This is a genomic window from Actinotalea ferrariae, from assembly GCF_019733465.1.
Taxonomy (GTDB): Bacteria; Actinomycetota; Actinomycetes; order Actinomycetales; family Cellulomonadaceae; genus Actinotalea; species Actinotalea ferrariae_A.
Map to the genome: position 1 here is coordinate 1 of NZ_JACVQL010000186.1, position 12,899 is coordinate 12,899.

General features: G+C 73.9%; 9 protein-coding genes. 3 read left to right on the forward strand and 6 right to left on the reverse strand.

Features of this window, described 5'->3' with window-relative positions:
* Positions 1 to 177: 177 nt before the first annotated feature.
* The 3 genes from ICW40_RS14500 to ICW40_RS14510 all read right to left on the reverse strand — a co-directional run bounded on the left by ICW40_RS14500 (position 178) and on the right by ICW40_RS14510 (position 6,108).
* Positions 178 to 1,428: an acetate/propionate family kinase gene (locus tag ICW40_RS14500; protein WP_221654728.1), complete on the reverse strand. Its 1,251-nt coding sequence runs from the start codon at positions 1,426 to 1,428 to the stop codon at positions 178 to 180.
* Positions 1,425 to 3,506, reverse strand: a complete 2,082-nt coding sequence (gene pta, locus ICW40_RS14505) for a phosphate acetyltransferase (RefSeq protein ID WP_221654729.1) — start codon at positions 3,504 to 3,506, stop codon at positions 1,425 to 1,427. Before pta ends, ICW40_RS14500 begins: the two co-directional genes overlap by 4 nt.
* A gap of 115 nt (positions 3,507 to 3,621) precedes the next feature.
* Positions 3,622 to 6,108, reverse strand: coding sequence for a phosphoketolase family protein (locus ICW40_RS14510; protein WP_221654730.1), 2,487 nt, complete (start codon positions 6,106 to 6,108; stop codon positions 3,622 to 3,624).
* Positions 6,109 to 6,319: 211 nt separating this feature from the next.
* Here ICW40_RS14510 and ICW40_RS14515 point away from each other — a divergent pair, with 211 nt between their 5' ends.
* Complete coding sequence (locus ICW40_RS14515) at positions 6,320 to 7,363, forward strand: SURF1 family cytochrome oxidase biogenesis protein (protein ID WP_308121820.1); 1,044 nt, start codon at positions 6,320 to 6,322, stop codon at positions 7,361 to 7,363.
* A 74-nt stretch (positions 7,364 to 7,437) separates the two neighbouring features.
* On the opposite strand, the gene arfB is transcribed toward ICW40_RS14515, so the two are convergent.
* Positions 7,438 to 7,869, reverse strand: coding sequence for an alternative ribosome rescue aminoacyl-tRNA hydrolase ArfB (arfB, locus tag ICW40_RS14520; protein ID WP_221654731.1), 432 nt, complete (start codon positions 7,867 to 7,869; stop codon positions 7,438 to 7,440).
* Between the two features lie 115 nt (positions 7,870 to 7,984).
* Between arfB and ICW40_RS14525 the strand changes: the two genes are divergently transcribed.
* Entirely contained in the window at positions 7,985 to 8,623 is a 639-nt protein-coding gene (locus ICW40_RS14525; RefSeq protein ID WP_221654732.1) for a GNAT family N-acetyltransferase, read from the forward strand.
* 100 nt (positions 8,624 to 8,723) lie between these two features.
* Here ICW40_RS14525 and ICW40_RS14530 read toward each other — a convergent pair whose 3' ends face one another.
* Positions 8,724 to 10,457 carry an ABC transporter ATP-binding protein gene (locus ICW40_RS14530; protein ID WP_221654733.1) on the reverse strand — a complete coding sequence of 578 codons (1,734 nt, stop codon included), beginning with the start codon at positions 10,455 to 10,457 and terminating at the stop codon, positions 8,724 to 8,726.
* Complete coding sequence (locus tag ICW40_RS14535) at positions 10,438 to 12,294, reverse strand: ABC transporter ATP-binding protein (RefSeq protein WP_308121821.1); 1,857 nt, start codon at positions 12,292 to 12,294, stop codon at positions 10,438 to 10,440. The genes ICW40_RS14530 and ICW40_RS14535 overlap by 20 nt, the downstream gene beginning before the upstream one ends.
* 161 nt (positions 12,295 to 12,455) lie before the next feature.
* Between ICW40_RS14535 and ICW40_RS14540 the strand changes: the two genes are divergently transcribed.
* Positions 12,456 to 12,833, forward strand: a complete 378-nt coding sequence (locus ICW40_RS14540) for a DUF3817 domain-containing protein (RefSeq protein ID WP_308121822.1) — start codon at positions 12,456 to 12,458, stop codon at positions 12,831 to 12,833.
* Positions 12,834 to 12,899: the final 66 nt, after the last annotated feature.

Genomic DNA, 12,899 nt, shown 5'->3' on the forward strand with positions numbered 1-12,899 from the left:
GCGCCGGCGTGGCCCGAGCGCGGCGCCCGCGCGGCGAGCGTCGAGCCGCAGCCCTCGCGGGAGTGTGCCGAGCCGACCGCCCGCGCGGGTGTGCCTCGAGCCGATCGCCCACGGCCGCGTGTGCTCAGGCAGGCTCCGGCGCCGCCGTGGGCTCGTCGCAGCGCGCCCGGGGAGTCCCTACTCCGGCGCGATGAGCGCGACCGCCTGCCGCGCGATCGCGAGTTCCTCGTTGGTGGGCACCACCATGACGAGGGTGGGCGTCCAGTCGGGCGAGATGATCGTGGGCTCCTTCTTGGAGCCCTCGTTCCGCGCCGGGTCGACGGCGATGCCGAGGCCCTCGAGCCCCGCGCAGGCCGCAGCCCGCACGAGGGCGTCGTTCTCGCCCACGCCGGCGGTGAAGGCGATGACGTCGACCCGTCCGAGCACGGCGAGGTACGCGCCGATGTACTTGCGCAGCCGGTGGATGTAGACGTCGAACGCCTTCTTCGCGGCCTCGTCCCCGGCCTCCACGAGCTTGTGCAGCTCACGGAAGTCGTTCTGCCCCGCGAGCCCCTTCAGCCCGCTGCGGCGGTTGAGCAGGTCGTCGATCTGGTCCACCGACATGCCGGCGTTCCGGTGCAGGTGCACGATCACCGCCGGGTCGATGTCCCCGGTCCGCGTGCCCATGACGAGGCCCTCGAGCGGCGTCATGCCCATCGACGTCTCGACCGCCACGCCGCCGCGCACCGCCGACGCCGACGCGCCGTTGCCCAGGTGCAGCACGATCTGGTTGAGGTCCGACAGCCGGCGCCCCAGCACGCGCGAGACCTTGCCCGAGACGTACTGGTGCGACGTCCCGTGGAAGCCGTACCGGCGGACCCCGTGCTTCTCGGCGACCTCGCGGTCCAGCGCGTAGGTCGACGCGGCGTCGGGCAGCGTCTGGAAGAACGCCGTGTCGAACACCGCGACGTGCGGCACGTCCGGCAGCAGCTCGCGCGCGACCTGGATGCCGCGGACGTTCGCGGGGTTGTGCAGCGGCGCGAGCGGCGAGATCTCCTCGATCGCGTGGACGACGTCGTCGTCCACGAGCGCCGGCTCGGCGAAGACCGCGCCCCCGTGCACCACGCGGTGCCCGACGGCGACCACCTGGGCCTCGCCGAGGTCCGGCCCCACCTCGTCGAAGAGCGCCAGCACGGCCCGGAGCGCCGCGCCGTGGTCGGCGACCGGGCCTGTGCGCTCGGTGCGGTTCCCCGCGAAGGTGTGCCGCACGTAGCTGTCGGACTCGCCGATCCGCTCGACGAGGCCCGAGGCGATCGCCTCGCCGCCGACCGGGTTCACGAGCTGGTACTTCACCGACGAGGAGCCGGAGTTGATCACCAGCACGCTGCCGTGGGCGCCGAACGCGCTGTGCGTGCTGGGCCGGTCGCCGACGCCGGGGACGGGGTTCACGGTCGGGCCTCCTGGCCGTCGGCCAGGGCCTGCGCCTGGATCGCGGTGATCGCCACGGTGTTGACGATGTCCTGCACGAGCGCGCCCCGCGACAGGTCGTTGACCGGCTTGCGCAGGCCCTGGAGCACGGGGCCGATGGCGACCGCGCCGGCCGAGCGCTGCACGGCCTTGTAGGTGTTGTTGCCCGTGTTGAGGTCCGGGAAGATGAACACCGTCGCCCGGCCCGCCACGGTGGAGTCGGGCATCTTGGTCTTCGCGACCGACGCGTCGACGGCGGCGTCGTACTGGATGGGGCCCTCGACCGAGAGGTCCGGCCGACGCTCCCGCACGAGCGCGGTCGCGGTGCGGACCTTCTCCACCTCGGCGCCCGTCCCGGACTCACCCGTCGAGTACGAGAGCATCGCGATCCGCGGCTCGATGCCGAACTGCGCCGCCGTTTCCGCCGACGAGATCGCGATGTCGGCGAGCTGCTCCGCGGTCGGGTCCGGGTTCACGGCGCAGTCGCCGTAGACCAGCACGCGGTCCTCGAGGCACATGAGGAAGACGCTCGAGACGATGGAGACGTCCGGCACCGTCTTGATGATCTCGAACGACGGCTTGATGGTGTGCGCGGTCGTGTGTATCGCGCCCGAGACCATCCCGTCGGCGAGGCCCAGCTGCACCATGAGCGTGCCGAAGTACGAGACCGAGCCGACGATCTCCCGCGCCCGCTCGACCGTCATCCCCTTGTGCTTGCGCAGCTCGGCGTACTCGTGCGCGAAGCGCTCGAACAGCTCGCCGTCCTTCGGGTCGATCACCGCGGCCGCGCTGATGTCCAGCCCGAGCTCCGTCGCGCGCGCCCGGATCGCGGGCTCGGAGCCGAGGATGGTCAGCTCGGCGACCTCGCGCTGGAGCAGGGTGCTGGCGGCACGGAGGATCCGGTCGTCCCCGCCCTCGGGCAGCACGATGTGCTTCCGGTCGGACCGCGCGCGGTCCAGCAGCTGGTACTCGAACATGAGCGGCGTGACGACCGACGGGCGGGCGACGTCGAGCCGCGCGAGCAGCGCCTCGCCGTCGACGTGCCGCTCGAACAGCGCGAGCGCGGTGTCGATCTTGCGCTGCGACTCGGCCGAGAGCCGGCCGCGCGTGGCGGCGGCGGCGCTCGCGGTCCGGAAGGTCCCCAGGTCGGTCCGGATGATCGGCAGGCGCTGGCCGAGCCCGTTGACGAGGCGCGCGATCGCGGGCGGCGGGTAGAACCCGCCGTTGAGGATGATCCCGGCGAGCGACGGGAAGCCCTCGGCGGCGTTCGCCGTGAGCAGGCCCAGCAGGATGTCCGACCGGTCACCCGGCGTGATGACGACGGCGCCGTCGGTGAGCTTCTCGAGCAGGTGCTCCACCGACATGGCGCCGACGAGCATGTCGAGCGCCTCACGCGACAGCAGCTCCGCGTCGCCCCCGGCGAGGGTCCCGCCGACCGCCTCCATGAGCGCACGCACCGTGGGCGCGCCCAGCAGCTGGTCCTCGGGCAGCGTCCACGCCGGGATCTCGGTCGTGATCGCGGCCCGCACGCGGACGAGGTCCTCGGGCGCGCACCGGTTGGCGACGACGCCGATCACCTCGGCGTGCTGCGTGCGCAGCTCCGCGAGGCACACGTCCACCGAGCGCCGGATCTCCTCGGGCGCCCGGCCCAGGCCGCGCACCACGAGCAGCACGGGCGCACCCAGGTTCGCGGCGATGCGCGCGTTGTAGGCGAGCTCCGTCGGCCCCGCGACGTCCGTGTAGTCGGTGCCGACCACGACGACGACGTCGCTCTGCCGCTCGACCTCGTGGTAGCGCGCGACGATCTGCGAGAGCGCGGCCTCCGGGTCGGCGTTGACCTCCTCGTAGGTCGAGCCCACGCAGTCCTCGTAGGTGAGGTCCACGCCGTCGTGCGCGAGGAGCAGGTCGAGCACGTAGTCGCGCTGCCGGGTGGACCGCGCGACGGGCCGAAAGATGCCGACCCGCTGCACGCTGCGGGTGAGCAGGTCCACGACGCCAAGGGCGACCGTCGACTTGCCGGTGTCGCCCTCGGCGCTCGTGATGTAGATGCTGCGTGCCACTAGATGCTCGTCCTCACGCCGGTGGTCACTGCCCAGGTCGTCACGGCGCGAATCGTCACGGCGCGAATCTTCACGGCGCACCTCGTCGCGCTGCTGCTCGTCCGCGGCGCCGGCCTCACTCGTTGTCCCCGGCGGTGGCCGACGTCGCCGACAGCTGCTGCGGCCCGCCGACCTCGGTGCCGGTCTCGCCCGCGTCCGGCCAGACCCAGTCCCGCACCTCGGGGATGTCCTCGCCGTGCTCACGCGTGTACTGCCGCGCGCGCAGCCGGGCGTCCGTCATCTCCTGACGGAGCTCGGCGGCCTTCGTGCCCAGGCCCGGGACGCGGTCGATGACGTCGATGACCAGGTGGTACCGGTCGAGGTCGTTGAGCATGACCATGTCGAACGGCGTCGTCGTCGTCCCCTCCTCCTTGTACCCGCGCACGTGCAGGTTGGCGTGCCCCGTGCGGCGGTACGTGAGGCGGTGGATGAGCCACGGGTAGCCGTGGTACGCGAAGATCACCGGCTTGTCGGGCGTGAAGATCGTGTCGAACTCCCGGTCCGAGAGCCCGTGCGGGTGCTCCTCGGCGCTCTGCAGGCGCATGAGGTCCACGACGTTGACCACGCGCACGTTGAGCTCCGGCAGGTGCTGGCGCAGCAGGTCCGCCGCGGCGAGCACCTCGAGCGTCGGCACGTCGCCCGCGCACGCCAGCACGACGTCGGGGTCCTCGCCCCGGGCCTCGGTGCCGGCCCACTCCCAGATGCCCAGACCCCGGGCGCAGTGCGCGATCGCGTCGTCCATGCCGAGGAAGGTCGGCGCGGGCTGCTTGCCGGCGACGACGACGTTCACGTACTGACGGCTGCGCAGGCAGTGGTCGTACGTCGAGAGCAGCGTGTTCGCGTCCGGCGGCAGGTACACCCGGACGATCTCGGCCTTCTTGTTGACGACGTGGTCGATGAAGCCCGGGTCCTGGTGGCTGAAGCCGTTGTGGTCCTGGCGCCACACGTGCGACGTCAGGAGGTAGTTGAGCGACGCGATCGGCCGGCGCCACGGGATGTCGTTCGTCACCTTCAGCCACTTGGCGTGCTGGTTCATCATCGAGTCGATGATGTGGATGAACGCCTCGTAGCAGCTGAAGACGCCGTGCCGGCCGGTGAGCAGGTAGCCCTCGAGCCAGCCCTGGCACTGGTGCTCGGACAGCATCTCGACGACGCGGCCGACCCGCGCGAGGTTGTCGTCCTGCGGCAGGATCTCGGCGTTCCACTGCTTGTCGGTGACGTCGAACACGGCCTGGAGGCGGTTCGACGCGGTCTCGTCCGGCCCGAACACCCGGAACGTCTGCGGGTTGGCCTCGACGACGGCGGAGAGCCACCGGCCGAGCACGCGCGTCGCCTCGACGACGCCGCCACCGGGTGCGTCGACGGGCACCGCGAACTCGCGGAAGTCGGGCAGGTGGAGGTCGCGCAGCAGCAGCCCGCCGTTGGCGTAGGGCGTCGCGCTCATCCGCAGCGTGCCCGCGGGCGCGAGCGAGGCGACGTCGTCCACGAGGCGTCCCGTGGCGTCGAACAGCTCCTCCGGCCGGTACGAGCGCAGCCAGCCGTCGAGCACCTGGAGGTGCTCCTCGGTGTCGCGCGCGCTCGCGAGCGGCACCTGGTGCGAGCGCCACGAGTCCTCGACCTGCTTGCCGTCGATGACGGGCGGGCAGGTCCAGCCCTTGGGCGTGCGCAGCACGATCATGGGCCAGCGCGGGCGCTCGGTCAGCGAGCCGTCGCGTGCGGCCGCCTTGATGTCGGCGATCTGGTTGAGGCACTCGTCGAGCACCTGGGCCATGCGCTGGTGGACGAGCGCCGGGTCCTCGCCGTCGAAGCCGCCCGAGACGACGTACGGCGTGTGGCCGTAGCCGCGCATGAGCTCGAGGAGCTCCTCCTCGGGGATCCGCGCGAGCACCGTCGGGTTGGCGATCTTGTACCCGTTGAGGTGCAGGATCGGCAGGACCACGCCGTCCTGGAGCGGGTCGACGAACTTGTTCGAGTGCCACGACGTCGCGAGCGGGCCGGTCTCCGCCTCGCCGTCGCCGACGACGGCCGCGACGAGCAGGTCCGGGTTGTCGAACGCCGCGCCGTAGGCGTGCGAGAGGGCGTAGCCGAGCTCGCCGCCCTCGTGGATCGACCCCGGCGTCTCGGGTGCCACGTGGCTCGGGATGCCGCCCGGGAAGGAGAACTGGCGGAACAGCTTGCGCATGCCGTCCGCGTCCTGCGTGATGCCCGTGTAGACCTCCGAGTACGTGCCCTCGAGGTACGCGTTCGCGACGAGCCCGGGGCCGCCGTGGCCCGGGCCCGTGATGTAGAGCGTCTCCTGCGAGCGCTCCTGGATCGCGCGGTTGAGGTGCGCGTAGAGGAAGTTGAGGCCGGGCGTCGTGCCCCAGTGCCCGAGCAGGCGCGGCTTGACGTGGTCGCGGTGCAGCGGCTCGGCGAGGAGCGGGTTGTCGAGCAGGTAGATCTGCCCGACGGAGAGGTAGTTCGCGGCGCGCCACCAGGCGTCGACACGGGCCAGCGCCTCGTCCGACAGCGGCTCGACGTCGCGCTTGCCCCAGCTGGTGTGGCGGTCCAGGACCGATGTCATCCGGTGCTCCTCCTCGACAGGCCGCGGGCATCCCGGCGGCGACAACAAGCGTGCCCGACCGCACGCCCAAGTCATGGGACGTTTGGCCCGCGATGGTGCTGCGGCGCGTATCCCGCGCAGGCCCCATGCCACCACATCGCGCGCCTCGGCGCAGCGCCCGGACGCCCCTCGGGGGTCCGGGACGTGTCGTGCGCGCGGGTACCGTGGCGACGTGACCACGGAGCGGCCGGACGCCGGGTCGCCGTCCTACCTGCGGACGGCGACGAGCCCGCGCATGCTCGTGATCCTGCTGCTCCTCCTGGGCGCCGCCGCCGTGTGCGCGAGGCTGGGCGTCTGGCAGCTCGACCGCGCCGAGCTGCGCGGCGACGCGGACGCGGCGGAGCGCCGTGCCGCGCTCGAGGTCGCCGAGCCGGACCCGATCGCCGAGGTCCTCACGCCCCAGACGTCGTTCCGCTCCGAGCTCGTGGGCCACAAGGTCGCCGCGAGCGGCACGTACGAGGCGGACGAGCTGCTCGTCCCCGGGCGAGCGCTGGACGGCCAGACGGGCTGGCTCGTCCTCACGCCGCTGCGCGTCGCCACCGAGGGGGACCCCGTGCTCGCCGTCGTCCGCGGCTGGGTCGCGGACCGGGACGACGCCGCTGCCGTGCCCGCGCCCGAGGGGACCGTCACCGTGACGGGGTACCTCCAGGTGGGCGAGGCCGCCGGCACGCCGCTCGGCGGTGACGAGGTCGAGGCGATCAGCCCGGCCGAGCTCGTCAACCGGTGGGGCGGGCCCACGTACTCCGGGTACCTCGTGCTGCAGGACAGCGACCCGACGCAGGCTCCCGGCCTCGCGGTGCTCCCCGCGCCGACGCTCGCGGGCGGCGGGCTGAACATCCAGAACCTCGCCTACGCGCTCCAGTGGTGGATCTTCGGCGGGTTCGCGGTGCTGCTCTGGGTGCGCCTCGTCCGGGACGAGACGCGTGCGGCGCGTGAGGAGCTCGACGGTCCCGAGCCCGACGAGGAGCCTCAGCCCGACGGCGAGGCTCAGCACGACGGCGAGGCTCAGCACGACGGCGACGCTCAGCCCGACGGTGAGACGCAGCCCGACGGTGAGACGCAGCGCGGCGACGAGGCCCAGCCCGACGGTCAGGCTCCGCGCGACGGCGACGCTCAGCCCGACGGTGAGACGCAGCGCGGCGGCTCGCCCGCTGCGCACCGGGGCGCCGCACCCGTGGCTGCGGGCCGCGTGCCGCGCTTCGGTCCGCCGTCCTGACCGGGCTCCGCTTGCCCGCCTGAGAGCCCGAGGTGCCTGCCGCTGCTGGTCGCGTCGCGCACCCGGGCGAGGCACTACTCCGGGCCCGTGCGGCGCGGACGCCGACGCAGCTCCTTGACCTCGCGCCGCTTCTGCTCGGCCGCCGACCGTCGCGTGCGTGACGCGCGGCTCGGCCGGGTCGGCTGCCGGGGCGTCCGCACCTCGAGGGCCTGCTCGACGAGCCGTACGAGGCGCGCGGTCGCCGCCTCGCGGTTGCGCAGCTGGGACCGGTGCTCGGACGCCGCGACCGTGAGGACCCCGTCCGTCAGCCGGTGCGCGAGCGCCGCGACGGCGCGGTCGCGCAGCTCGTCGGGCAGGGCAGGGGACCGCGCCAGGTCCCACGAGAGCTCGACCCGCGAGTCGGTGGTGTTGACGCCCTGGCCACCCGGCCCGCTCGACCGCGAGAACCTCCAGCGCAGCTCGGCGTCGTCGACCACGACGACGTCACGACGCACCCGGATCTCCACGGCACCAGCCTGCCCCACCCAGCCGTCCGCGTGCCCTCAGGGTGGTGCGGGCGTCGATGTCGCCGCGCCGCGAGGGCCGTTGTCACGTGTCACCGGCGGGCGGGACACTCGGCGGATGGAGCTCCGCCCCTACCGCGCCACCGACCGCGACGACGTCTACGACGTGTGCGTCCGGACCGCCGACGGCGGCGGCGACGCCCGCGGGCAGTACACCACCGACGACTTCATGCCCGACCTCTTCGCGGGGCCGTACCTGTTCCTCGAGCCCGAGCTGGCCTTCGTCCTCGACGACGGCGACCGGGTGGTGGGGTACGTGCTCGGCACCGCGGACACGGCCCGATGGGCGGCCGAGCACCGCGCGCGCTGGCTGCCGCGCGTGGCCGCGCGCTACCCGCTCCCCGATCGCGGCGCGGGATCGCCCGACCCCCACCCCGGCCGCCCGGCCACGCCGCAGGAGGGGCTGACCGAATTGCTGCACCACCCGGAGCGCAACGTGTACGCCGAGCTCGCCGGCTACCCGGCCCACCTGCACATCGACGTGCTGCCCGCCCACCAGGGCGCCGGCCACGGGCGCGCGCTGATCCGCACCTTTCTGGCCGCGCTGCGCGAGCGCGGCGTGCCGGCCGTCCACCTCGGGATGGTCACGACCAACACGCCGGCCCGCGCCTTCTACGACCGGCTCGGCTTCCACGAGATCGCCCTCGAGGTCCCGGGGCTCACGTTCCTGGGAGCACCGACCGACCTCGCGGTCTGACGGGCAGCGGCACGGCGCCCTGCCCACCAGCAGGCGCGGCCCTCACCCACCGGCACGCACGTGCGAGCAGCCCGCCACCCTCGCCGGCGCGGACGGCGGCTCACTCCTGGTGCCACGACCTCCACAGCGCGGCGTACTCGCCGCCGGCGGCCACCAGCTCGTCGTGCGGGCCGATCTCGGTGATCCGGCCGGCGTCGACCACCGCGACGCGGTCGGCGTCGTGCGCCGTGTGCAGCCGGTGCGCGATCGCCACCACCGTCCGGCCCTCGAGGACCGCCGACAGCGACCGCTCGAGGTGCCGGGCCGCCCGGGGGTCCAGCAGCGACGTCGCCTCGTCGAGCACGAGCGTGTGCGGGTCGAGCAGCACGAGCCGCGCGAGCGCGACCTGCTGGGCCTGGGCGGGCGACAGCTCGAGCCCGCCCGAGCCCACCTCGGTCGCGAGGCCGTCCGGCAGCCCGTCCACCCAGTCGGCGTCGACGGCCGCCAGGGCGCGGCGCAGCTCGGCGTCGTCCGCGTCCGGCCGGGCGAGCCGCAGGTTCTGCTCGAGCGTCCCGACGAAGACGTGGTGCTCCTGGGTCACGAGCGCGACGTGACCCCGCAGCTCGTCCAGCGGGAGGTCGACGAGGGGGACGTCGCCCACCGTCACGGTGCCGCCGGTGGGCGGGTGGATGCCCGCGAGCATCCGGCCCAGCGTCGACTTCCCCGCCCCGGACGGCCCGACGACGGCGAGCCGCTCGCCCACGCCGAGGTCGAGGTCGACCCCGTGCAGGACGTCGTGGCCCTCGCGGTAGGCGTACCTGACCGCGGAGGCGACGACGTGCTCGTCCGCGGGCCGGTTCTCGGGCCGCGCGACGCGGTCGGGCGCCACCGCCTGCACGCCGATGATCCGCGCCAGCGACGTCGCGCCCACCTGGATCTCGTCGAGCCAGTAGATGAGCTCGCCGATGGGGTGCATGACCTGCAGCGCGTAGACGGCGATCGTCGTGACCGCGCCGACCGTCGCGCTGCCCGTCGAGACCAGCCACGCGCCCCAGAGCACGGTCGCGACGACCGGCAGCACGAACGACACGTCGACACCCGGGAAGAGCACGGTCCGCAGTCGCAGCGTGTAGCTCTCGGCCTCGAAGGCCTCCCGCAGGTCGGCGTCCACGCGCTCGCGGCGGCGCCGGCCGAGGCCCAGCGCGTCCACCGTGCGCGCACCCTCGACGGACTCCGTGATGGTCCCGTTGAGGCGCGCGTACGACGCCGACTCCCGCAGGTAGCCCGCCGCGGCCCGCTTGAGGTACCACCGCGTGGTCACGAGCAGCAGCGGCACGCCCGCGAGCAGAGCGACGGCGACCTGCCAGCTCACCGCGATCGCGGCCGCCAGCGTGAGGACGATCGTGGCAGCGGTCACGAGCACGCGCGGCACGCCGAACCGGATCGTGTGCTGCACCCGGTCGATGTCGTTGGTGGTCCGTGCGACGAGGTCACCCGTCCCGGCGCGCTCGACGGTCGAGAGCGGCAGCCGCGTGACGGTGCCCAGGAACTGCTCGCGCAGCTCGGCGAACACGGTCTCGCCGAGCACCATCGCGTCGCGCTGCGCGTAGCGGATGAGGACCGTCTGGGTGAGCACGGCGACGACGAGAAGGAGCACGGCCTGGTCGACGAACGAGGTCGTGGTGCCCCGGGCGACCGCGTCGACCATGCGGCCCAGCAGCCACGGCCCGGCGAGGCCGGCCGTCGCGGCGAGGGTGTGCAGCAGCAGGACGCGGCCGAGGCCACCGCGGTGGCGCCGCAGCAGCATGCCGGTGTGGGCGCGCAGCGCCGCGCTGTCAGCGACGGGCAGCTTCATGGAGCTCCACCTCCTCCAGGGGCTCGGTGATCTCGTGGTCGGTGGCCTCGCGGTTCGCGGCCTGGTGGCCGGCGTCCTGGTGGCCGACGTCCTCGTGGGCGTCGTCGTCCGCGGCCGCGCGGCTGACGACGGCGCGGTAGGCCGCACCCTGCGGCCCGGCGTCGGGGGCGAGAAGCCCTCGGTGCGTGCCGCGGGCGCGCACGGCGCCGTCGGCGACGAGGAGCACCTCGTCGACCCGGTCGAGGACGAGCGGGCTCGCCGTCACGACGACCGTGGTCCGCCCCGCGCGGAGCCGCACGAGCCGCTCGGCGATGCGCGCCTCGGTGTGCGCGTCGACCGCCGACGTCGGCTCGACGAGCACGAGGACCTCGGGCTCGGTCAGCAGCGCGCGGGCCAGCGCGACGCGCTGACGCTGCCCGCCCGAGAACGACCGGCCCTTCTCGGCGACCTCGCCGTCGAGCCCGCCCGGCAGGGAGTCGAGGACGTCCTGCGCATCCGCGACCTCGAGCGCGGCGCGGACGCGCTCCTCGCCGGCCGAGCCGCGCACGTCGAGCTCGTCCCGCAGCACGCCCGTAAAGAGGTGCGGCGTCGACTCCGCGACGACGACGCGCCGACGGACCTGCGCGAGACCCAGCTCGCTGAGCGGGACGCCGCCGAGCGTCACCTGCGCACCGCGGTCGCCGTTCTCGGCGCCGAGCAGGCCCATGCGGCGGGCGATCGCCGCCGTCTCGTCCGGGTCGGCGCTCACGAGGGCGACGACCCGGCCCGCGGGGGCGACGACGCCCGTGTCGAGGTCGACGAGGTCGCCGACCGGTCCGTCGGCGCCGTCGGTGCGCTCGGCACCCGTGGCGGGCACCTGCAGCACCCGCAGGATCTTGCGGACGCCCACGAGCGCGCGCGTCAGGCTGTGGATGAACTGCGTGGCGGCCTGGAGCGGCTCGGTGAGGAACGCCGCGTACCCGTAGAAGGTGACGAGCTGGCCGGGGGTGATCTCACCGGTGATCGCGAGGCGTGCGCCGAACCAGACGACGGCCGCGAGGAAGAGGCCCGGCAGCAGGGCCTGCATCGCGTCGAGCAGCGACTGCGTCTGCGCGACGCGGACGCCCGCCCGCCGCACGCGCTGCGACTGCTCGCGGTACCGGCCGGCGAAGACCTCCTCGCCGCCGATGCCGCGCAGGATGCGCAGCCCGGAGACGGTGTCCGCACCCAGCGTGGTGAGGCGGCCCGCGACCTCGCGCTGAGCCGCCTGGCGCCGCTGCAGCGGCCTGACGATGAGGGCGAGCACGCCGGCCACGGCGGGAAGGCCGACGAGCACGGCGACACCGAGCGTGACCGAGCTGTCGAGGAGCAGGAACGCCACGGCGACGTAGGCGACCAGGCCGCCGACGAGGCGGGAGAGCGTGAAGAAGACCTCGCCCACGCGCAGCGAGTCCGACGCGACGGTGGCCACGACCTCGCCGGTCGGCAGCTCGGACGTCACCGCGTCGCCCGTGCGGCTCACGTGGTGGCCGACGAGCTGGGACGTCCGGAAGGCCGCGCGCAGCCAGTTCTCGACCTCGAGCCGGTGGCCGACGACGTTGCACACGACGAGGACGAGTCCGACGCCCAGCAGCACGAGGCAGCCGAGGAGCAGCTCGCGGGACAGCCCTTCGTCGAGGCCCCCGTCGACCAGGCGCCCGAGGACGTACGGCAGGGCGGCGAGCGAGACGGCCGAGCCGATCGCCGTGAGCGACGCCGCGAGCACGAGGGCGCCCTGACGCCGCGCCACCCACCAGAGGTAGGCGATCGGGGTCGTCAGGGGCGGTGTGCCGGGATCGGCATAGGGCAGGGGACGCACGAGGGTCAACGCTACGTCCACCATCCGACATCGGCCGACGTCTTTACGGGCCCCGGCGGTGGGGGAGGATGGGCCGCGGGAGTGGACGGGTCGACGACGGCCGGGTGCCGGCCGTGCCGGCGCCGGACGCGCCGCGGCCCCTGACGAGCGGAGGGCGCGCGGTGGCGGGCAAGGACTGGGTGACCAAGGCGCGCGGAGCGCTGCAGCGGTACCGCGTGATGGCGTGGGTCACCGGCGTGATGCTGCTCGTGCTGGTGGTCGAGATGACCCTCAAGTACGCGGTGCGCCCGGGCGACGACGTCATGCGCTGGATCGAGTGGATCCCGTTCGCGCACGGCTGGATCTACGTGGTCTACCTCGTGACCGTGATCGACCTCTGGTCCACCATGCGCTGGCGGTTCGGCCGCCTGGTCGCGATGGTCCTCGGCGGCGTCGTGCCCGTCATGTCGTTCGTCGTCGAGCGGCGCGTGCACCGCGACGGCGAGGCCCAGGTCGCCCACGGCCGCCCCGCGGCCCGCGCCGCGGTGACCGTCCGATGACGGGCGCGTCGCCCGACGTGCCGCCGCCCGCCGCGCCGCAGTACGCCCCGGCCCCGGGCGAGCGGA

What these genes read in the sequence shown, in the direction of transcription:
- ICW40_RS14510 (WP_221654730.1), bottom strand. Translation starts at nt 6,108, where the DNA reads ATGACATCGGTCCTGGACCGCCACACCAGCTGGGGCAAGCGCGACGTC.
- ICW40_RS14525 (WP_221654732.1), top strand. Translation starts at nt 7,985, where the DNA reads ATGGAGCTCCGCCCCTACCGCGCCACCGACCGCGACGACGTCTACGAC.
- ICW40_RS14530 (WP_221654733.1), bottom strand. Translation starts at nt 10,457, where the DNA reads ATGAAGCTGCCCGTCGCTGACAGCGCGGCGCTGCGCGCCCACACCGGC.